Source organism: Pelistega suis (assembly GCF_013133795.1).
In the GTDB taxonomy this organism is placed as follows: domain Bacteria; phylum Pseudomonadota; class Gammaproteobacteria; order Burkholderiales; family Burkholderiaceae_B; genus Taylorella; species Taylorella suis.
Window position 1 is genome coordinate 25616 of record NZ_JABGBN010000002.1, and the last position, 21086, is coordinate 46701.

Genomic DNA, 21086 nt, shown 5'->3' on the forward strand with positions numbered 1-21086 from the left:
TTTAGGCTTTGCCTGTACTGCCAAAACCACCTTCACCACGATCAGTAGCAGTAAACTCTTCGACTAGATTAAATTCCACTTGTTGTACAGGGACGATAACGAGTTGAGCCATACGTTCCATCGGCTCCATGGTAAAACGGGTTTGACCACGATTCCATACAGAAACCATTAATTGACCTTGGTAGTCTGAGTCAATAAGACCCACTAAATTACCGAGTACAATGCCATGTTTATGACCTAAGCCAGAGCGAGGTAGGATAACGGCGGCATAACCTGGATCCGCAAGATGAATCGCTAAACCTGTGGGCACTAAGACGGTCTGCCCCGGTTCAATGATGATTGCTTCATCAAGGCAAGCACGTAAATCTAAACCTGCAGATCCTGATGTTGCATAGGCAGGTAATTGCGCTTTCATTCGCTCATCGAGCACTTTTAAATCAACTTTCATTTTTATCCTTATTTAAAATTTCTTCGTTAGGAATGACTTTGCTACTGGCGGTATGCTTGCGAGGGAACATAAAGTAGGCTACCATGCCAACCCCTAGTACGACTGATAAAATAGTGAGGATACTGCCAATACTGGTGCCAGAACTTTCGGCAAGTGCTTGTGTCCCTTTGGCAGAGAAATAACCCGGCGCTAACATGACAGGTAACCAGAGAATGGCAGAGGTAATATTAGCAATTTGGAATTTCAAATGACCTAATTCCATAATACCTGCCACAGTAGGAATAGTAGAGCGGATTGGCCCCATAAAGCGTCCTAGAAATACCGACAAGGTACCATGTTTATCAAAGAATTGGCGTGCAGTGATAAAAAAGGCAGAGTATCTATTAAAAGGGGCTTTTTTTGTAATATCCCAGCCTAACCAACGACCAATATAATAAGACACGGCATCCCCAAGGACGGCACCAATAATCCCCCAGATAATAATAGGAAGTGGGTGTAATGTACCTGCGCCAACTAAAGCGCCTGTAAAAATGAGAATGGCTGTGGCAGGAATCATAATGCCAATCACTAGCATGGACTCACCAAAGCAGAGTAGTGCAATGATTGGACCTGCCCATACTTGATTAGTGGCGATAAAGTTGTTAATTAAATCAATATAGTGTTGCATAGATTAAGTGAGATAACATCTCTTAAAAATAAAATTAACGAGCAAAATAGCGTTCACTAATCGCACGGATAAGAGCTGTGGCGGCTTCGGTTTTAGCTAAGATGGGGAGTGCTTGCTCGCCCTTATCGTCAAACAGAACCATGGTAGTTTGGTCTGCACTCATCACATGTTGGGCAAGATTACCGACCAAAAGAGGGACATTTTTACGTTGACGCTTGGCTTGTGCATATTCACTGAGATTTTCTGTTTCTGCTGCAAAGCCAACACACCAAGGTCCTTTATCCAATGCAGCCACTTCAGCAAGAATATCAGGATTAGGAGCAAACTCAAGATGTAAACCGGTTTGCCCTTGTTTTTTTTGTTTTTGATCTGAATAATTACTAATATGCCAGTCGGCAACAGCAGCGACACTGATAAAAATATCAAAATCTTTTGCTTGACGCATAACAGCAGTATGCATTTGACGTGCTGTTAGCACATCCTCGCTGCTCACACCATAAGGTTTGGCGAGTGCCGTAGGACCGCTAATCAGATGAACGGTAGCGCCTGCTTCAAATGCTGCTTTGGCAATGGCATATCCCATTTTACCCGAAGATTTGTTGGTAATAACGCGGACTGGATCGATAGGTTCCTCAGTCGGTCCAGCTGTAATTAAGACGCGCGTATTGGCCAATACCTTAGGACTAAAGAAGGCTAAACTTTCGGCAACGAGTTGATGAGGTTCTAACATGCGGCCGTCACCAAACTCACCGCAAGCTTGTGCGCCATTCCCAGGCCCCCAAATATGTACTCCGTCTTCTTTTAAAAGCTTGAGATTGCGCTGAGTAGCAGGATTGGCCCACATTTCGCGATTCATTGCGGGAGCAATGGCAAGAGGGCAAGCACCTCGAGCTAGGCAGAGGGTAGAGAGCAAGTCATTCGCCATCCCCTGAGCTAATTTCGCCATAAAATCAGCACTACAAGGCGCAATTAAAATCAAATCGGCTTGGCGACTAAGATTAATATGAGCCATGCTATTAGGCATACGCTCATCTTGGGTATGTGTAAAGACTGCTTGACCACTTAAGGCTTGCATCGTTGTTGGGGTAATAAAATGCGTTGCCCCTTCTGTCATGACGACGGTAATTTTTGCGCCATGATCCATGAGACGACGACAAAGCTCTGCGCTTTTATAGCAGGCAATACCCCCTGTTAAACCTAAAACAATATGTTTGCCTTGTAGGATCATGATGCTTCCTTCGTTGGCTTTTTCTTAGCGAAAAATAGCTCATCAATAATGACTAATGCCGCACCGACAGTAATAAAACAATCGGCAATATTAAAAGCTGGGAAGTAAAAATTCCAGTTATCCCAGTAAAAAAGAAGAAAATCAATGACATGTCCATGCACAATACGGTCGATGACATTACCGATAGCGCCAGCCATGATGAGCGTAATCGCAAAGCAAAATAGTGACTGCTCTTTATTTTTTTTGAGCAGATACACAATAAAGGCTGAGGCAGCGATGGCAAGTCCAATAAAGAACCAGCGTTGCCAACCACCTGCATCTGCCCCCATACTAAAAGCAGCTCCTGTGTTGTACACCAGAATAAAATCAAAGAATGGGAGTACGTTAACGCGCTCCGCAAAGTCAAAGTTATATTCAAAATATAACTTAGTGACTTGGTCTAAGGCGATGAGTACAACCGCTAGTACTATCCAGAAGCTAAAGCTTTTAGTTTGTTGATTAGGCATATTGACGAGCCTCACCATCACCGTGTAAGTTGCTATCGCAGCGACCGCAAATATGTGGATGTTCTGGATTGCTACCTACATCGTCTGTGTAGTGCCAGCAACGGTCACATTTTTCATGGGTAGACACATGAATGACAAATTGAGGCTCTGTCGTATCACCTTGGGCAAGCGTTACTTTTGATACCATAAAGGCAAAACGTAAATCATCGCCCAAGCTACTTAATACAGCATAATCATGGGCATTGGCTGTGATATCCACTTCTGCCTGTAGGGAAGCACCAATGAGGCCTTCGCTACGTTTGTTTTCTAGCTCTTTGTTGAGCAATGCACGGATAGCGAGGATACGTTGCCATTTTGTGTTGAGCGCTTCTGCATCCGTGATGGCTGGTACGTTTTCATAAAGCTCTGTAAACACAGTAATTTGTTTGGCTAAGTCTGTGTTACGTAAGAAAGTCTGACGCATTTCACCCCAAGCTTCTTCAGCTGTAAATGACAGAATGGGTGCCATTAATTTCACCATGGTCATGGTGATGTAATAGAGTGCTGTTTGAGCAGAACGACGCGCTAGACTGTCTTTCGCTGTCGTGTATAGACGGTCTTTGAGAATGTCTAAGTAGAATGCGCCTAAGTCTTCTGAACAGAAGATTTGTAGGCGTGATACTGCGGGATGGAATTCATATTTCTCATAGCTTGCTAAGACTTGTGCTTGCATTGCTTTTGTAAAGGTTAAAGCGTATTGATCCACCTCAAGCATTTTTTCTGGTGAGACAAGATCCTTTGCTGCATCAAAGTCATTAAGGTTACCAAGCAAGAAGTAAAGCGTATTGCGAATACGACGATAGCTTTCTACAACACGTTTTAAAATCTGATCAGAAATAGATAATTCACCCGAATAATCTGTCGATGCTGCCCATAGGCGGATGATTTCTGCGCCTAGGGTATCGGATACTTTTTGAGGAGCAATGACATTACCGAGCGATTTACTCATCTTACGGCCGTCGCCGTCTACGACGAAACCATGAGTGAGCAGACCTTTGTAAGGTGCACGACCAAATAGCATTGATGAGGTGAGTAATGAAGAATGGAACCAACCACGGTGTTGATCTGAACCCTCTAAGTAAAGGTCAGCAGGCCATCCTAATGTCTCTGCATGAGAGCCTGCACAAGCATGGTCTTTACCACCTAATACAGTAAAGTGTGTTGTACCAGAGTCAAACCATACGTCTAAGGTATCACGATTCTTCTCATATTGTGAAGCTTCATCTGCTGGTAAAAAATCACTTGGTTCAATTTTTTGCCAAGCTTCAATCCCTTCTTTTTCGACACGCTGAGCAACGAGTTCTAGTAATTCAACGCTACGAGGATGTAATTCACCTGTTTCCTTATGAACAAAGAAAGCCATCGGTACACCCCATTGACGTTGACGTGATAATGTCCAGTCAGGACGATTAGCAATCATTGCGTGTAAGCGCGCACGACCCCAAGCAGGGAAGAAGTTAGTTTCCTCTACTGCAGCGAGTGCTTTTTCTCGTAAAGTGGCTGTGCCGTCATTAGGTTGTACATCCATACCAGCAAACCATTGGCTTGTTGCACGATAAATAACAGGTGTTTTATGACGCCAGCAATGCATATAGCTGTGTGGTAGGGTTTTGACTTGAAGTAAGGTACCTGCTGATTTTAATGTTTCAACAATCTTAGGATTAGCATCCCAAATGCTTTGACCACCGAAAAGCGGTAAAGTGCTTGCGTATTGACCATTACCCATTACTGGATTGATGATTTGATCATCGGGGATACCATTGTTTTTGCAAGAGATAAAGTCTTCTACACCGTATGCAGGGGCAGAGTGAACAATACCCGTACCCGTATCGACTGTGACATAGTCGGCTAGGAAAATAGGTGATAGACGTGCATAGCCCGCATCGACTTTAGCTAATGGATGGTGGAAAGCGATTTTTTCTAAGGCTTGACCTTTAGTCGTCGCAATCACTTTACCTTCGAGTTTCCATTGTTCTAAGCACGCTTCATAGCGGTCTTTTGCTAATAAGAGGAGTTTACCCGTTGGTAGTGCTTCGTTTAACTCAACGAGTACGTACTCAAGCTCTGGGTGCGCATTAAGTGCTTGGTTAGATGGAATTGTCCAAGGTGTCGTTGTCCAAATAACGACCGCACCGTCATCAATACTAGCTAAGCCAAATGCTTTAGCAAGTTTTTCTTTTTCGGCAAAAGGAAAAGCAACATCAATCGCAGGGTCTTTGCGGTCTTGGTATTCTACTTCAGCTTCTGCAAGAGCAGATTGGCAGTCAAAACACCAGTTAACTGGTTTGAGACCACGGAATATATAACCTTTTTCCAATAAACCCGCTAAGGCACGAATTTCATTGGCTTCGTTAGCGTAGTTCATGGTGAGGTAAGGGTTAGACCATTCACCTAATACGCCTAAGCGTTTGAAGTCTTTGCGTTGGCGATCGAGTTGCTCGTGTGCATATGCACGTGCTTTTGCTTGAACTTCTTCGACTGGAAGATGTTTGCCGTAAAGTTTTTCAATTTGAATTTCAATCGGCATACCGTGACAGTCCCAACCCGGAACATAAGGCGCATCAAAACCGGCCATATTACGGCTTTTAATAATGATGTCTTTTAATACTTTATTGACGGCATGGCCGATATGAATATCACCGTTCGCGTATGGAGGGCCGTCATGCAGAATGAATTTTGGACGACCTTTGCTAGCAGCACGAATGGCCTCGTAAACTTTGTTTTCTTCCCATTGCGCAACCCATTCAGGTTCGCGCTTAGATAAGTTACCACGCATCGGGAAATTAGTTTCGGGTAAATTTAAAGTATCTTTATAGTCCATGAACGTCAAAATAATGTTGAGTGATGCGGATATCTTGTTGGATAGCCGCAGTCATTGCTTGTAAATTAGGGAATTTTTCTTCGTCTCGTACATATTGATGAAACGCAATAGAGACAATTTTACCGTATGCAGAGACAGAATGATTAAGAATATGTACTTCGAGTAATACTTCGCCATTAGCCTCTATCGTGGGGCGTACGCCTAAGCTAGCGATAGCAGGTAAAGGTTTATCGTTTAAACCATGCACGGTTACGATGTAAACCCCTGAGCGTAGAGCACAGCGAGGCATGACAGGGATATTGAGCGTAGGAATGCCGATAGTGCGCCCAATTTTCTTGCCATGGATGACGTGACCACTGATAGTATAAGGTCTTCCTAAGAAAGCATTGACCTTTTCGATTTGCCCAAAAGCCAGAGCCTGACGCACTTCTGTGCTCGAATAGCGAATGTGGTGTTCATCGAGTACATCAACCATCGTATCGACTTCAAAACCAGAGTGTTGTGCTACTTTTTGTAATAACTCGATATTACCACTGCGTCGATGACCAAAACGGAAGTCTTCGCCAACATAGAGGTATCGGACCTGTAGCTGCTCAAGTAAAATTTTTTGAATAAAGTCCTCGGGTGGCATTTGTGCCATTGCCTGATTAAAGGTTTGCAAATGCACGGCTTGAATGCCAGAACAAGAAAGGGCTTGTACTTTGTCACGAAGACTAGAAATGCGAGTAGGCACTAATTCTGGGCGCTGCTCTCTGAGCGCAAAGAACTCTCGAGGATGAGGAGTAAAGGTCAAGACGCTAGGGATTAACTGACGTGTTTGTGCCTGCTCAACAATATGGGCGAGCAAACGTTGATGTCCTTGGTGAACACCGTCAAAATTACCAATAGTTAGTGCCGTCGGCCCAACTGCTTTTTGATTACGATAGAGTTTAATAGAATTTTTCACGCCTAACAGTTTACAATTTATCTAACAAATTTGTAGGAGATTTTTCGTGTCTGAGCAAAAACAAATGCCAAAGCGTTTCGTTATTTTAATTTCTGGGCGTGGCTCGAATATGCAAGCTATTGTTAATATGGCAAAAAATCGAGAAGATATTGAAATTGCTGCGGTCATTTCTCATAAGCCGAATAGTGCGGGAACGGCTTGGGTAGCAGAGCAGGGAGTAGCAACGGCAGAATTATTACATAAAGATTATCCTGTGCGTGAGGAATATGATGCAGCTTTGCGTGATTTAGTGTTGAGCTATCAGCCTGATTATGTCATTTTAGCGGGTTTTATGCGTATTCTTACCCCAGTCTTTATTGAGCCTTTTGCGAATCGGTTGGTGAATATTCATCCGTCTTTATTGCCAAGCTTTACTGGACTAGATACGCATGAACGTGCGTTGGCAGAGGGGGTTAAGGTGCATGGTTGTACCGTTCACTTTGTCACGCCTGTACTTGATGTTGGTCCTATTATTGCACAAGGTATGGTGCCTGTATTGGCGAGTGATGATGCGGATACGCTAGCGGCGAGGGTATTAAAGGTAGAACATCAGATTTATCCTGCTGTGGTAGATTACTTATCGCGTGATTTGCTATCTGTGAATGAACAGCAGTTAGTAGAGTACAAAGAAGACGTCAAGACGCTTTTTGTGAGTGATTGCTTATTAGCACGTTAATGTTTACCCAAGCACTTAAAGGTTTGCGGAGACGTTTCGATGCACAAAGCGAGTTAGGCGAGCGGCAGCGAGGCTCTGTTCGAGCGACTGCGCGGAACGTGTAGCGAATCTTTTGTGGCAATACGCACATGGCAGTTTTAGCCTCGGTCGTCCTCACTGCAGAACCTTGTGTATTCGCTCGGACAGCAAAGTGCGTCGCTATCGCTCGCCGTTTGCAAACTCGCTCGGTACATCAAGTTCTCTCCGTAAGGACGACCATTAACTAGCACTATCCCCCATCAATCTTTCCAGAGCATTGAATGGATAGTGTTATAATACCGCCATTACAAAGATACAGAGGCGTTTTAGCCTTTCAATTAATTCCTATCATCATGAATAATCATCGACAAAAACGCACCTCAAAACCAGCAGCCAAGCCAGCAACGCCTTTTGCTAAATTACCTATTGTGCAACAACGCTTGCAGCAAATTGCACAAGTGTTGGATAAGGTATTGAAATTTAACTTTCCAGCCGATGCCGTCCTTTCTAAATGGTTTAAAGAAAATCGTCAATTAGGTGGTCGTGATCGTGGTGAAGTGGCTGAAGCAGTGTTTGATGTATTACGTCATTTACGCCGTTACCGTCATTATGCAGAGAGCGGTGTTGGTTCTGCACATATGCGTTTGGCGATTTTAGGTTTGGTAAACACTCATAACAAAGACGCTATTCTTGACGTCTTAGATGAGGGTCAAAAAGCATGGTTGGAGCGCGTTTTAAAGATTGAAAATAGTGCGATTAATGCACCAGTACGCTTTAGCTTGCCAGATTGGTTGTATACCGAGTTGTCTCAACAAAAAGAGGCTGAGACACTGATGGCGGCTTTAAATGAAAAAGCCCCTTTAGATTTACGAGTTAATCCACTTAAAGCTGAGCGTGACGAGATTTTACCGATTTTACAAGCGGATGAACCTCGTTTTAATTTAGAGGCAACGCCATATTCACCGTGGGGTATTCGTGTTAATGGTAAGCCTTCGATTAACCGTTGGTCATTATTTGAAAAAGGCGTTATAGAAGTCCAAGATGAGGGGAGCCAATTATTGTGTATGTTGGTCAGCCCTCGTCGTTCGGATATGGTGATTGACTTCTGTGCCGGAGCTGGTGGTAAGACTTTATTACTCGGTGCCATGATGCGTTCACAAGGACGTTTATATGCTTTTGATGTGTCAGGTGCACGTTTGGCTAAAGCGAAACCTCGTATTGCGCGTAGTGGCTTATCGAATGTCACATGTATTCAAATTGAAAGTGAAAATGATGTGCGTGTTAAGCGTTTAGCTGGTAAAGCACACCGTGTCTTGGTAGATGCGCCATGTTCAGGAGTGGGTACTTTACGCCGTAATCCCGATTTGAAATGGCGACAAACACCAGAGGATTTGGTTGAGCTTACACAATTACAGGCGCGCATTCTTAAAAGTGCAGCACGCTGTGTGGCTTCTGGTGGTCGTTTGGTGTATTCAACGTGTAGCTTATTGCCACAAGAAAATGAAGCGCAAATTGAGGCATTTTTAAAAGAACATCCTGATTTTAAATTAGTGCCATTTGAACAAGCACTAGGCGACCGTAACCCTGGCTTAAGCGCTGAAGATGGTATGTTGCGCTTACGCCCCGATGTGCATGGAACAGATGGTTTCTTTGCGGCCGTGATGGAGCGTGTTTAATTAGAAAAGTGAAGTAGGATTCAAGGAGAGTAACTAGTTACTCATAATGAGTAGCTAGTTACAGGAAGATAGAGGATACTTTAACGTTTTTTGGATTTATGCGTCAGAGTCGAAACCTAGATAATCTTTAAATCCTAGAGTATAGAATGCAAGGATGATGGCTAACTCTTTTGATGATTGTTTGTTTTCTTTAGCAAGTGCAAAAATTTCATTAAAAACGGTATCTTTAGGTTGTGTTGAGCTAGGCATAGCGTTAACAGCTTTCTCAATCAAAGCCGGTAGTTGCATACAAAGTTGATAAAAAGCATCTTCTTGCTCTGTTACAAGTGAGTAGAATTGGTCAATGCTGACACGTCGAATCAGTTTATGTCCCACTCTTTTCTTGTCAACACTTGTTTCCCATTTAATATTTTGAGATTTTTGAGCGATAACCTCTACAAGAAAACAAGCACAATCATCATCTTCAAGAAGTTGATTTTGCATTTTGATAAAAGTCTTAGCAGAAGAGGCAGCATTCATCGTGTTGTGTTTATTTTTCATCTCCACATAAATCTTGCTAACTTTTGAGCCATCAGGTAATTGAATGCCTTTAGGGTTTTTGTAGATAACATCCCAACCACCATCTTCTCCATTGTCAGGAACAGAGCAGTTTTTGATGTATTTAAAAATGCGCTGATGGAAATAACCAATATCGTTATTATTAGATTTATCTCTTTGACGAAAAATTTCGTGGGTAATGATATCTTCCCATGAAAAACGATAAACAGTTTTATCGAAAACTAGCTTAATTGGATCGACAGTATTTTTATTAAAGCGTTGAAGGTCGAAAGGTTGGAGCTTTTCACCATATTTTTCAATCGTAGCTTGAATATGGGCGATTAAATCTGCTTCTTTGATAAAGTTTAGTGTCCACATCTTATTTTTTCCAATGTTTCTTTTATTTTTAGTCCAATTTCATAAGCAAGATTGACCGGTACTGCATTACCAATTTGTTTATATTGTTGACCAATACTCCCAGCAAATTGCCAATCATCAGGAAAACTTTGACATCTAGCATTCTCTCGCACAGTAAATGGGCGAGCTTCTAATGGATGGCAACGATCTGTTTGTTTTTGGCTGGGCGAGGTTAGGACAGTTAGAGAGGGTTCGTCAAGACTTAAACGTCTTAATATACCTGTTCGACCACCTTCCATATCCCAACAGGATTTCATATATTCTTTCGCAATATCTTCAGGAATATCACGCCAGTACCCGCCAGGGGGAACGAGTTTGAAGATATCTTGCTTATATTTTGAGTAAGGCGTACCCTCACTTTTCGGGCAATCTAGTAAAATGTCTCGCAAGACAGGCTTATATTTATGAGGTTCTGGAAATGAGAAACTAGCGTGATGAGCGAAATCTTGGCGAATTCCGATAATGATTAAGCGTTCACGTTTTTGGGCTACACCATAGTGCCAAGCGTTTAGTACGGCAGTATGTGTGATATACCCTTCGCTTTCAAAAATATCAAGAATGGTTTTATAGGTTTTTCCTTTGTCATGACTGAGTAAACCTTTAACATTTTCAAATAAAAACATTCTAGGTTGCAGTTTTCTTAAAAATAAAGCATAGTGGTAGAAGAGAGTACCTCTCGCATCTTCAAGACCTAACCGTTTGCCAGCATAGGAAAACGATTGACAAGGTGCTCCACCAGTTAATAAATCAAGTTCCCCTTTGTTGATACAAAAAAGTTGCTCAAGATTCTGTTCTGATATATGAGTGATATCAGCATTAATAACATTCCATGACGGACGATTGAGTTTTAGTGTTTGACTGGCATACTTATCAATTTCGACTAAGCCAATAGTGTCAAACCCCGCTTTTTCAATACCCAAAGCTAAACCACCAGCACCTGCAAAAAGCTCTAATGTAGAGTAAGATGACTTTTTGCAGTCTGTATTGTTTTTATGATTTGTTTGTTTATAAGAAAACAAATCTGGCTGTGCACTTTTCTCATTGAGAACGGTTTTGGGTAATATTTTGTCCATAATTAATAGAAGATAGAACAGAAAATTTATTTTAACAGATTGTCTAAAATCAGAAAGTTCACTAGGATAAAGATGTCATAGTGGTAAATAAAAAAACTCGATAATGTTTCCATTACCGAGTCTTTTACAAATACCGATTAAATCAGCTATTAATCTTCTTTACGTAAATGTGGGAAGAGTAGGACATCACGAATACTTGCACTATCGGTAATCAACATAATTAAACGGTCAATACCGATACCACAACCACCCGCAGGAGGCATACCATATTCGAGTGCACGGATATAGTCAGCATCGTAGTACATTGCCTCTTCGTCTCCAGCATCTTTGGCACGAACTTGAGCCATAAAGCGTTCTGCTTGGTCTTCTGGGTCATTTAACTCAGAGAAACCATTGGCGATTTCACGACCTGTGATAAATAACTCAAAACGTTCCGTAATTGACTTATCCGCATCAGAAGCACGTGCTAATGGTGACACTTCGACAGGGTAATCGATGATGAACGTTGGGTTCCATAATTGACTTTCTGCGGTTTCTTCAAAGAAAGCCAGTTGTAGACCACCAAGACCAGCGTTTTTAATCGCAGGGTCATTCATATCTGCACCGAGTTTTTTTAGTTCAGCACGTAAGAAATCTATATCTTGCAATTGTGCTTCGGTATATTGAGGTGCATATTTAAGTACCGCTTGAACCATCGTTAAGCGCTCAAAAGGAGCCTCTAAGTCTAGATCACGACCTTGGTGAGTGATTTTTGCGGTGCCCAATGTTTTGCGTGTTGTCTCACGAATCACTTTCTCGGTGAAGTCCATCATCCAGCGGTAGTCTGTATAAGCCGCGTAGAATTCCATCATGGTAAATTCTGGGTTGTGACGTGGACTTACCCCTTCGTTACGGAAGTTACGGTTAATCTCAAAGACACGTTCAAAGCCACCGACCACTAGACGTTTTAGATAGAGTTCTGGTGCAATACGCAAGAACATATCCATGCCTAGTGCATTATGGTGGGTAATAAAGGGTTTTGCTGATGCGCCGCCAGGAATAGGGTGGAGCATTGGTGTTTCGACTTCTAAGAAACCCGCTTCTGTCATTAAACTGCGTAAGTGACTAATTGCTGCACTACGTTTTTTAAAGGTATTGCGCGTTTGCTCAGTCATAATCAAATCAACATAGCGTTGACGATAGCGAAGTTCTTGATCCGCAATGCCATGGAATTTATCTGGTAGAGGGCGCAAAGATTTACTAATCAATTCGACGGATTGCGCATGAATAGATAGCTCACCCTTATTGGTTTTAAAGACACGACCTTTGACACCTAAAATATCACCGATATCCCACGTTTTAAACGCTTCGTAAACATCCTCACCGATATGGGCTTTGTCTAAATAAATCTGAATGCGTCCAGTAGGGTCTTGTAATGTTGCAAAACTAGCCTTACCCATCACACGTTTAAGCATCATACGACCTGCGACACAAGCGGGATTTTCTTGTGGATCAAGTTCAGCTTTTTCTAAATGGTTGTACGCTTGATGTAGCGCATCAGCGGTATCCGTAGGACGGAAACTATTAGGGAAAGCGACACCTTTTTCTTCGCGAATCTTATCGAGTTTTGCACGACGCTCAGCGATTAATCGGTTTTCATCGAGTTCTGGGGTTTGATTTTGTTCAGTCATAATACTTTTAAATTAAACGAATATCTGAAAGGGTTTGTTGGCCAAAATCGGCACGTTGGCTATACGCCAGAATTTTCTGGGCAGTTTCTGTGGTCGAGCTTAGTGCTTGATTGGCATGTAAATCTTTAAAGCGTTGAAGGTTAGGGAAGTCTTTCTCATTGCTTGAGCGAATATTAGCCTGCATATCGGTGTCAATGACACCAGGAGCAAGCGATACAATCTGAGCAAAAGGGGCTTCTAGCTGAGCGACCTCGCTGTATCTATCAAGAGCGGCTTTACTAGCACAATAGACTCCCCAGCCGGGGTAAGCATTGCGGGCAGCACCAGATGAAATATTAATAACTTGTACCTTAGCGTTGTTGTGCTGTTCGCATAGTGTCAGGAAATGACTTGTTAAGGTAATGACAGCAGCGATATTTAAGTTAAATGTTTGTGCAATTTGCGCAGAAAGACTACTCTCCAAACCATGGTACTGTGCCACAGGACCCAATGTACCGGCATTGTTAATGAGTAAATAGCGTTGTACGGGTGTCTGTAGGATAGTATTTAGTTTTTTGCAAAGAGCCGTGACTTGTGCCATATCGCTTAAGTCAGCCGCATAATGGATATGCTGACAAGCTGAATGGCTAGCGATATCACTCACGCTGTGAACATGACGTTGGCGTGCGACGGTAATAAGCGTATCACATTCTCGAGCCAGTTGCTCTGCTAAGGCAAGTCCCAGCCCCTTAGATGCACCAGTTACCATAGCGATTGTTTTCATCGTTAAATACCTTGTTTTAAACTTGCTTCAATAAAGCTGTCTAAATCACCGTCTAATACTTTTTGAGTATTAGAAATCTCTACGCCTGTACGTAAGTCTTTAATACGACTTTGGTCAAGGACGTAAGAGCGAATTTGATGACCCCAACCTACATCGGTTTTGGCATCTTCGAGTTTTTGTTGGTCTGCCATACGTTTACGCATTTCTAATTCATAGAGTTTAGAGCGTAGCATTGACATCGCTTCCGCCTTGTTGCGGTGTTGTGAGCGGTCGTTTTGACATTGCACCACAATCCCCGTGGGTTGGTGGGTAATACGTACCGCAGAGTCCGTTTTATTAATATGCTGACCACCGGCACCGCTCGCACGGTAGGTGTCAATGCGCAAGTCTGCTGGATTAATCTCAATCTCAATAGAGTCATCAATCTCAGGATAGACATAAATACTGGCAAACGACGTATGACGACCGTTAGCAGAGTCAAAGGGACTCTTGCGTACAAGACGGTGGACACCGCTTTCGGTGCGCAAGAAACCAAAAGCATATTCGCCTTCGATTTTAATCGTTGCTGATTTAATGCCGGCCACATCGCCGTCAGACTCTTCAAGAACTTCCGCTTTAAAGTCTTTACGCTCACAGTAACGAAGGTATTGGCGTAGTAACATAGACGCCCAGTCTTGTGCTTCGGTACCACCAGCACCGGCCTGAATATCTAAGAAACAGTTAAGTGGGTCAGCTGGATTATTAAACATGCGTCGGAATTCAAAGCCTTCAATAATCTCAGCGTATTTTTTAGCATCTTCTTCAATGGCTATGAGGGTATCATCGTCATTATCGCTAGATGCTAATTCAAATAACTCTTGGCTATCTTTAATGGCTTGTTGTAGGTCAGTGAGGATAAGCACAACGTTTTCTAGGTTTTTCTTTTCTCGCCCTAGTTCTTGTGCTTTTTCAGGATTTTCCCAGATAGTGGGGTCTTCCATTTCTAAATTTACGACTTGCAAACGCTCTGACTTCTCTTCAAAGTCAAAGATACCCCCTCAGCGCACGCTCGCGCTCAGCATAATCAGCCAAAGCAGAGGCTAATTGATTCTGACGTTCAACTTCCATTGTGTAAATTCCAGTAACTATTTTTTATACGAAAGGGGTTATTTTACCCCAGATTGGGGTATGCTTTGTGCAGTATGGTATGACGAGCAACATAATTATGTTGTCAAGTGAATGTAAAAAATAAAAGAAGGAAACAGAATATGCTTACAAATCAACAGTTTCAATCTTATTGTCAAGGTGTGAGATTGGATTATGCGCAGTATTCAAACCGTATACCTAGTCTTGATGTATTAACGCAGTTTCAGCAAGCGCACTTGATATCTTATCCTTTTCAGAGCCTATCCACGGTTTTACGTGAGCCTATTCAGTTAGAAGATGAGATTGTTTTCCAAAAAATTGTCATGGATCAACGAGGGGGATATTGCTACGAGCTCAATGGTTTATTTCAGTCGGTATTGCGTTATCTGGGGTTTGATGTAGAGACCTTAAGTGCATATATCGTACATGATAACAATCCCGCTTTGCCTAAGGCGAAAACGCATACTCTGTTAAAAGTTAATCTTAATCAGCAAGACTATTTGGTTGATGTTGGATTTGGTGGTTTAGTCCCTACGATACCACTGAAATTAGAAGCTAATCTTATCCAACACACGCCTCATGGACTGTATCAATTGACTCGCTTTAAGGATAAATATGTGCTTTCTACTGAGGTTAACGGTCAGTGGAAAATGCTTTATGCATTTGATTTAAATGTACAAAATATCGCAGATTTAGAGGTGGGAAATTGGTTTGTCTCTACACATCCTCACTCCCCATTTCGTACGCGCTTAATGTTATCTCGGATAGAGGCAAATGGTATTCGACACAATTTACTGAATACACGCTATCAGCGTCATCAATTAGGAAAAGCGAGTGAGAGCAAAGAACTTAATAGTCTTCAAGCCTTATTTAATCTGCTCTCAGAAGTGTTTTTCATCAATATATCGTCGATAAAAACGACAGAAAAAGAGGATATACTCCAACGATTTTTATTTTCGTCGTCGCGATTAAGTAGAGGTAAGTAGAGGTAAGTAGGGGCATGCAATCAAGCTTATGGTGTTTTAATGGTTTTCACATTGCCTAAAGCACCACCTACTGTACCGATTACGCCATCCACAGAAGCATTGGGGTCAAGGTAATGGTGGCATGCACTTACAAGAATGCTACTGAGTAATACTAAACATCGAAAGCTATATCGCATATTCAATTCCTTATGGTTATTAAAATTGATGCTACATCGCATGCCGAATCATCAGCTGAGTATAGACATTGCCATTCCAGTAGTTAGGGACAAACTCATAGACTAACTCTACGGTTTCAGGGAGTTCTTCTGTGTGATTAAACCAAATCGCATCAAACATTTGCTGACCTCGCATGACTTGGAGTTTGAGATGCTTGTCTTTTAAAAGACGTTGGTTGCGAACATGGAAAACATCTCGAAATAGAGGGCTGGGAAAGCCAGCGCCCCAGACTTGCTGTGTTAGAGCAATGGCGGTTTCCGCATTGGCATAAGCTAAATCTAAAGAGCCATCGGTTTCGATAAGTGGTGAAAAATTAGTTTTACCGCTAATATCAACAACTGCTTTGTCAAAGGCCAGGATAAAATTATTAAAGTCTTTTTCTGCAATCGTTAAACCAGCGGCCATCGCATGACCGCCAAATTTCTGAATAAGATGGGGGTAGCGTTTAGAAACTAAATCTAATGCGTCGCGAAGATGTACATCTGGTACTGAACGGCCAGAACCACGGATTTCGCCATCATCGCCGGGAGCAAAAGCTAGCGTAGGTTTCCAGAACTTTTCTTTTAAACGAGAAGCTACAATACCGACAACCCCTTGATGCCATTCTTGGTTAAACACACAGATAGAATGTTTGAGGGTAAAATTATCTCCTTCAATCTCTTCCATGGCTTGTGAGCTCATTTCTTGTTCAATACTCCGGCGCGTATGATTCCATTCATCTAATTGTTTGGCAAGTGTGAGTGCCTCATCATAGTCATCACTGATAAGACAACGAATACCAATGCTCATATCGGCAAGGCGACCTGCGGCATTGATACGAGGCCCAATTTTAAAGCCCAAGTCCATGCTATTAGCTTGGCGAGGATCCGTACCAGCGACATCAAATAGGGCTCGAATACCAATACTCATCTGACCAGAGCGCATTTTGGCTAAACCTTGGCTGACAAGGATGCGATTGTTGCTATCTAGTTTGACCACATCCGCCACCGTGCCAAGGGCGACTAAATCGGCAAGACTATCTAAACGGGGTTCTGGTCGATGGTTAAAATGTCCTCTTGTCCGCATTTCTGCACGAAGTGCCATCATGGTATAAAAGATAACGCCTACACCAGCGAGGTTTTTAGAGGGGAAGTCACAAGCGACTTGGTTTGGATTAATGATTGCTACTGCATCGGGTAAAACATCACCGGGTAAATGATGGTCAGTCACTAGGACATCTATACCGTGTGATTTTGCAGCAGCGACACCGTCTACGCTAGCGATACCATTATCTACGGTAATGATTAAATCAGGCTTCGGAGAAATGCGCTCAAGCATGACATCAATGACCGCTGGAGAGAGACCATAGCCAGTTTCAAAACGGTTGGGAACCATGAAATCGACTTTGGCTCCTAGCATACGTAAGCCACGAATGCCCACAGCACAAGCCGTGGCGCCATCACAATCATAGTCAGCAATGATGAGCAGATTCTTCCCTTGCTCAATAGCATCCGCAAGAATGCGAGCACCTTTTTCCACTTCCGTTAGTAGTGTTGGGGCAAGAAGCTGCTTCCATGAAGTATCTGTTTGATTGATATCTGAAACACCGCGAGCCGCCCACAGCTTTGCCATAAAAGGATTAATGCCTTGAGAAATTAGTTTTTGTGCATCTGCTTCATTGACGATGCGATTAGTTACTTGGACTGAGACCACCATTGTTTCCATTCCGATTTATTATTGATGAGTTTAGCCCAAAAAGGCTTGGGGGTGAGGGTAACGATACGATCGAATCCAAAGAGAATATAGCGATGGAAAGATTGGCTTAATGGAGCGAGTTGCGTATCTAATGTGGCTAGCTCAGCAATCCAGCGTCCCCAGTCTTGATGTAAGTGTACTTTACTTAATTGAGAAAGTACTTTTTCGGTAGGACTACTTACTGGATGAATCTCATTAAAACAAGCCCCGCCGTAAATCCAAGCACTATTAATAGGCTTTAAACCACGCTCTTGACGAGCGTGATTAATAGGATGGTTATACCAGAGTATTTGTAATTCCGCTAAAACATTACGTAGAGGCCGCGCTAAGTCTCCTAATTGATGCCAATCATTTAAATGACCTGTGGCGAGTAAGGATGGGCTAAAAAGCGGGAGAGTAAAGTTGTCTCCCATATCCATGAGTGCCATGTTGTTATTATGTTGTAGTAGACGATAAGGACTATGCGCTAAAACTTCTATACTGCTGTCAAAAAGTGCCTTTGCCTCATCGGGAGTAATGTTTAATTCATCAGAAGTGTACAGACTCGCATGGTGTTGCCCAATTTCAACGTATGTCAATTCCATTAAATAGACAGCTTGATGAGAGGGGAAAGTGTTAAAATGCGTAGAGGCATACAAGGGGGCGACACCTTTGGCGTAGAAATTGTTCTCGCCCTGGTAGTTGGCCTTTTTTAATTGATAATATTCGTAAGGTGTGCAGCCGATGGTCTCAATATCTAACCATTCTGTGCTAGCCTTGTGTGTTTGTAGTAGGCGAGTGAATACAGGGGCTTGTTTTTCAATATAAGCCTCGCTTTCTTTTGCCATTAAATCGTGGGGAATAGCCCCTAAAATTACAATATCCATAAGTGGAATTGTACCGTTAAATGACTATTGATAGAAAAGAATTATTGTGAAATTACCTTATGAATTATGGATTGGTTCTCGCTATGCTGGGCTAACACGCTCAAAAGGGCGAGGCAAAGATCGTTTTGTTTCATTTGTGGCTGGTAGCTCAATGGCAGGGATTGCTTTAGGTGTGGCCGCTTTAATTGTAGTGTTATCGGTGATGACTGGCTTTCAAGTGCAAGTTCGTGATCGTATGTTATCGGTTTTGCCGCATATCCAAGTTTATAATCCAGGCGTTCCCGCAACTGAAGCTGTCGATAATTGGGAAGAACTTAAGACAGAAGCACTTAAAAATCCAGAGGTGACAGGAGCATCGGCGTTTGTTGCCGCTAGTGGTATGTTAGCACGCCAAGATAATATGAAAGGTGTAGAAATTCGAGGCATTCTTCCCGAAACTGAGGGTGATGTATCAGATTTACCTAAGCAAATGGTTCAAGGCGAGTTGAGTTCTTTGATGCCCGGTAGTTTTAATATGGTATTAGGTAGTCGAGCGGCGGCACAGTTAGGGGTGGGATTAGGCGATACCTTGTTGGTGATGTCTCCTCAAGGCTCTTTAAATCCATCGGGTTTTTCACCGCGTATGCGACAATTTACGGTGAGTGGAATTTTTGCCTCAGGGCATGCTGAATATGATGCGAATTTAGCTTTTATCTCGGTTCGTGATGCTGCGGTGCTTTTCCGTGATTCTGGTATTGCGGGCGCACGTTTAAAAATCAAAGATATGATTAAAGCACCAGAGGTAGCCAATTCGTTAATGACAAGCTTACCGCCAGGTTATATTCTGCGTGACTGGACGTATGATAATCGCACATGGTTTGCTGCGGTAAAAACAGAGAAACGCATGATGTTCTTAATCCTTGCGTTGATTGTTGCCGTTGCGGCATTTAACTTATTATCATCGCTCGTGATGTCTGTTAAAGATAAACAATCAGATATTGCCATTTTACGTACCTTAGGTGCGAGTCCTCGTTCTATCGCAGGTATCTTTTTAGTACAAGGCTCGTTAATTGGTATTTTAGGGACAGCTATTGGGGTTGGTTTGGGTTGTCTCATTGCTTATAACATCGATGTCATCGTGCCGTTTATTGAGAATTTATTGGGAACACACTTCTTGGATCCCGGTGTTTATATTATTAACCAATTACCATCACAAGTGGAATTGGATGAAGTTGCCACGGTGGGTATTACCTCTTTAGTGCTTTCTTTACTTGCAACGCTGTATCCGAGCTGGCGTGCATCACGATTACAACCTGCGGAGGTCTTACGTCATGACTAATACAGTACCTGCCTTAGCTATCCAAGGGGTTACCAAAACCTATTTTGATGGCACTGAAACGCTTTCTATTTTGCGAGGGATTGACTTGACCGTTAATGCAGGAGAAATGCTTGCGATTATTGGTGCATCAGGTTCTGGCAAAAGTACCTTATTGCATATTATGGGCTTATTAGATCAGCCAACAACAGGTTCCATTAAAGTAGATGGTCAAGAGGCTTCTTCTTTAAGTGAAAACCAGCGTAGCCGTTTGCGTAATGAAAAATTAGGTTTTGTATACCAGTTTCATCATCTATTACCAGAGTTCTCGGCATTAGACAATGTGGCTATGCCATTAATTATGCGTCGTGTTAGCTATGCCGAAGCACGTGCTAAGGCTGAAGTGGTCTTGGGTAAAGTGGGATTGGCTCAGCGAGTACTGCATCGCCCAGGTGAGTTGTCTGGGGGTGAACGTCAGCGCGTAGCTTTAGCTCGTGCTTTAGTGGCAAACCCTGTTTTAGTGTTGGCAGATGAACCGACAGGGAATTTGGACACAGAGACAGCAGAAAATATGTTCACTCTCTTAAAAGAGGTCAATTGTGAGTTCAATACAGCGTTTATTATTGTAACGCATGATCCCAAATTGGCCGCTTTGGCAGACCGTCAGTTAGTGATGGAAAAAGGGCAATTACGGTAAGCTGATAGTATTCGCTAATGGTAGTCCCCACGGAGAGAACGTGATGCACCGAGCGCATACGCCAATCTACCTACAGGTTTTTGTCAGTCGCTCGAACAGTGCCTCACTTCGTTCGTCAAAACGAAGTTTCGATGTAATCAAACTCGCTTTGTGATCAAAAACCTCTCCGGTAGCTTGGCTTGGGTGATAGTGCTAGTTAATGGCAGTCCTCACGAAGAGAACTTGATGTACCGAGCGAGTTTGCAAACGGCGAGCGATAGCGACGCACTTTGCTGTCCGAGCGAATACACAATGTTCTGTAGTGAGGACGACCAAGACTAAAACAGCCATGTACTTATTGCCACAAAAGGTTCGCTACACGTTCCGCGCAGTCGCTCGAACAGAGCCTCGCTATCGCTCGCCTAACTCGCTTTATGCATCGAAACGTCTCCGCAAACCTTGAGTGCTTGAGTAAACATTGTACTGCTAACAAGCAGTTATATTCTCTGGCAGACTGGCTTGGATGCTAGTGCTCGTCATGGGAAGACCACACGGAGAGACATTCACTCGTAGCGACATTGGAAACGGCGAAGCACTTTCCGGAGCAAGAGTGAACTGTCTGTAGTGTGGTCTAATCAATACACAAGTTCTGCAGTGAGGACGTT

General features: G+C 42.8%; 19 protein-coding genes. 5 read left to right on the plus strand and 14 right to left on the minus strand.

What is annotated here, in order from left to right; translation table 11 throughout:
- Position 1: 1 nt before the first annotated feature.
- From dut to HKX39_RS03450, 6 genes are read right to left on the minus strand one after another with little or no spacing between them, the layout of a single operon-like run.
- A complete protein-coding gene (gene dut, locus HKX39_RS03425; protein ID WP_171679926.1) occupies positions 2-448 on the minus strand; it encodes a dUTP diphosphatase in 447 nt (148 codons plus the stop codon).
- Positions 438-1115 (minus strand): DedA family protein, encoded by a 678-nt coding sequence (locus tag HKX39_RS03430; protein WP_171679927.1) that lies wholly within the window; start codon positions 1113-1115, stop codon positions 438-440. The genes dut and HKX39_RS03430 overlap by 11 nt, the downstream gene beginning before the upstream one ends.
- Before the next feature lie 34 nt (positions 1116-1149).
- Positions 1150-2343 carry a bifunctional phosphopantothenoylcysteine decarboxylase/phosphopantothenate--cysteine ligase CoaBC gene (coaBC, locus tag HKX39_RS03435; RefSeq protein ID WP_171679928.1) on the minus strand — a complete coding sequence of 398 codons (1194 nt, stop codon included), beginning with the start codon at positions 2341-2343 and terminating at the stop codon, positions 1150-1152.
- On the minus strand, positions 2340-2849 hold the full coding sequence (lspA, locus tag HKX39_RS03440; RefSeq protein WP_171679929.1) for a signal peptidase II: 510 nt from the start codon (positions 2847-2849) through the stop codon (positions 2340-2342). Before lspA ends, coaBC begins: the two co-directional genes overlap by 4 nt.
- Complete coding sequence (gene ileS, locus HKX39_RS03445; protein WP_171679930.1) at positions 2842-5709, minus strand: isoleucine--tRNA ligase; 2868 nt, start codon at positions 5707-5709, stop codon at positions 2842-2844. The genes lspA and ileS overlap by 8 nt, the downstream gene beginning before the upstream one ends.
- Positions 5699-6655 (minus strand): bifunctional riboflavin kinase/FAD synthetase, encoded by a 957-nt coding sequence (locus HKX39_RS03450; protein WP_171679931.1) that lies wholly within the window; start codon positions 6653-6655, stop codon positions 5699-5701. The genes ileS and HKX39_RS03450 overlap by 11 nt, the downstream gene beginning before the upstream one ends.
- Positions 6656-6701: 46 nt before the next feature.
- Between HKX39_RS03450 and purN the strand changes: the two genes are divergently transcribed.
- Together purN and HKX39_RS03460 are read left to right on the plus strand one after the other, a co-directional pair.
- Positions 6702-7370, plus strand: a complete 669-nt coding sequence (gene purN, locus HKX39_RS03455) for a phosphoribosylglycinamide formyltransferase (RefSeq protein ID WP_425500262.1) — start codon at positions 6702-6704, stop codon at positions 7368-7370.
- A gap of 299 nt (positions 7371-7669) precedes the next feature.
- Positions 7670-9064 (plus strand): RsmB/NOP family class I SAM-dependent RNA methyltransferase, encoded by a 1395-nt coding sequence (locus HKX39_RS03460; protein WP_246226015.1) that lies wholly within the window; start codon positions 7670-7672, stop codon positions 9062-9064.
- A 96-nt stretch (positions 9065-9160) separates the two neighbouring features.
- Here the strand turns inward: HKX39_RS03460 and HKX39_RS03465 are convergent, their stop codons facing one another.
- From HKX39_RS03465 to prfB, 5 genes are all read right to left on the minus strand, one after another.
- Entirely contained in the window at positions 9161-9979 is an 819-nt protein-coding gene (locus HKX39_RS03465) for an Eco47II family restriction endonuclease (protein WP_171679932.1), read from the minus strand.
- A complete protein-coding gene (locus tag HKX39_RS03470; protein WP_171679933.1) occupies positions 9967-11091 on the minus strand; it encodes a DNA cytosine methyltransferase in 1125 nt (374 codons plus the stop codon). Before HKX39_RS03470 ends, HKX39_RS03465 begins: the two co-directional genes overlap by 13 nt.
- 149 nt (positions 11092-11240) lie before the next feature.
- Positions 11241-12761 carry a lysine--tRNA ligase gene (lysS, locus tag HKX39_RS03475; protein WP_171679934.1) on the minus strand — a complete coding sequence of 507 codons (1521 nt, stop codon included), beginning with the start codon at positions 12759-12761 and terminating at the stop codon, positions 11241-11243.
- A 7-nt stretch (positions 12762-12768) separates the two neighbouring features.
- Entirely contained in the window at positions 12769-13524 is a 756-nt protein-coding gene (locus HKX39_RS03480; RefSeq protein ID WP_171679935.1) for an SDR family NAD(P)-dependent oxidoreductase, read from the minus strand.
- A gap of 2 nt (positions 13525-13526) precedes the next feature.
- A protein-coding gene (gene prfB / locus HKX39_RS03485; RefSeq protein WP_171679936.1) for a peptide chain release factor 2 occupies positions 13527-14631 on the minus strand; the annotation gives its coding sequence in 2 pieces (ribosomal slippage) (positions 13527-14549 and positions 14551-14631; 1104 coding nt in all).
- 140 nt (positions 14632-14771) lie between these two features.
- On the opposite strand from prfB, the gene HKX39_RS03490 reads away from it, so the two are divergent.
- Complete coding sequence (locus HKX39_RS03490) at positions 14772-15635, plus strand: arylamine N-acetyltransferase family protein (RefSeq protein ID WP_171679937.1); 864 nt, start codon at positions 14772-14774, stop codon at positions 15633-15635.
- A gap of 26 nt (positions 15636-15661) precedes the next feature.
- Here the strand turns inward: HKX39_RS03490 and HKX39_RS03495 are convergent, their stop codons facing one another.
- From HKX39_RS03495 to HKX39_RS03505, 3 genes are read right to left on the minus strand one after another with little or no spacing between them, the layout of a single operon-like run.
- The gene (locus tag HKX39_RS03495) at positions 15662-15811 is read right to left on the minus strand and encodes a hypothetical protein (RefSeq protein ID WP_171679938.1); all 150 of its coding nucleotides are present in this window, start codon (positions 15809-15811) and stop codon (positions 15662-15664) included.
- 31 nt (positions 15812-15842) lie between these two features.
- Positions 15843-17543 (minus strand): single-stranded-DNA-specific exonuclease RecJ, encoded by a 1701-nt coding sequence (gene recJ, locus HKX39_RS03500; RefSeq protein ID WP_171680263.1) that lies wholly within the window; start codon positions 17541-17543, stop codon positions 15843-15845.
- A complete protein-coding gene (locus HKX39_RS03505) occupies positions 17525-18451 on the minus strand; it encodes a hypothetical protein (protein ID WP_171679939.1) in 927 nt (308 codons plus the stop codon). Before HKX39_RS03505 ends, recJ begins: the two co-directional genes overlap by 19 nt.
- Positions 18452-18494: 43 nt before the next feature.
- On the opposite strand from HKX39_RS03505, the gene HKX39_RS03510 reads away from it, so the two are divergent.
- Positions 18495-19769, plus strand: a complete 1275-nt coding sequence (locus tag HKX39_RS03510) for a lipoprotein-releasing ABC transporter permease subunit (protein ID WP_171680264.1) — start codon at positions 18495-18497, stop codon at positions 19767-19769.
- Positions 19762-20442 (plus strand): lipoprotein-releasing ABC transporter ATP-binding protein LolD, encoded by a 681-nt coding sequence (gene lolD, locus HKX39_RS03515; protein WP_171679940.1) that lies wholly within the window; start codon positions 19762-19764, stop codon positions 20440-20442. Before HKX39_RS03510 ends, lolD begins: the two co-directional genes overlap by 8 nt.
- Positions 20443-21086: the final 644 nt, after the last annotated feature.

Coding starts and splice junctions, on each gene's coding strand:
- HKX39_RS03465 (WP_171679932.1), bottom strand. CDS start 9,979: ATGTGGACACTAAACTTTATCAAAGAAGCAGATTTAATCGCCCATATT.
- ileS (WP_171679930.1), bottom strand. CDS start 5,709: ATGGACTATAAAGATACTTTAAATTTACCCGAAACTAATTTCCCGATG.
- HKX39_RS03480 (WP_171679935.1), bottom strand. CDS start 13,524: ATGAAAACAATCGCTATGGTAACTGGTGCATCTAAGGGGCTGGGACTT.
- HKX39_RS03490 (WP_171679937.1), top strand. CDS start 14,772: ATGCTTACAAATCAACAGTTTCAATCTTATTGTCAAGGTGTGAGATTG.
- coaBC (WP_171679928.1), bottom strand. CDS start 2,343: ATGATCCTACAAGGCAAACATATTGTTTTAGGTTTAACAGGGGGTATT.
- HKX39_RS03460 (WP_246226015.1), top strand. CDS start 7,670: ATGGATAGTGTTATAATACCGCCATTACAAAGATACAGAGGCGTTTTA.
- HKX39_RS03430 (WP_171679927.1), bottom strand. CDS start 1,115: ATGCAACACTATATTGATTTAATTAACAACTTTATCGCCACTAATCAA.
- dut (WP_171679926.1), bottom strand. CDS start 448: ATGAAAGTTGATTTAAAAGTGCTCGATGAGCGAATGAAAGCGCAATTA.
- HKX39_RS03470 (WP_171679933.1), bottom strand. CDS start 11,091: ATGGACAAAATATTACCCAAAACCGTTCTCAATGAGAAAAGTGCACAG.
- lolD (WP_171679940.1), top strand. CDS start 19,762: ATGACTAATACAGTACCTGCCTTAGCTATCCAAGGGGTTACCAAAACC.
- lysS (WP_171679934.1), bottom strand. CDS start 12,761: ATGACTGAACAAAATCAAACCCCAGAACTCGATGAAAACCGATTAATC.
- lspA (WP_171679929.1), bottom strand. CDS start 2,849: ATGCCTAATCAACAAACTAAAAGCTTTAGCTTCTGGATAGTACTAGCG.
- HKX39_RS03505 (WP_171679939.1), bottom strand. CDS start 18,451: ATGGATATTGTAATTTTAGGGGCTATTCCCCACGATTTAATGGCAAAA.
- HKX39_RS03495 (WP_171679938.1), bottom strand. CDS start 15,811: ATGCGATATAGCTTTCGATGTTTAGTATTACTCAGTAGCATTCTTGTA.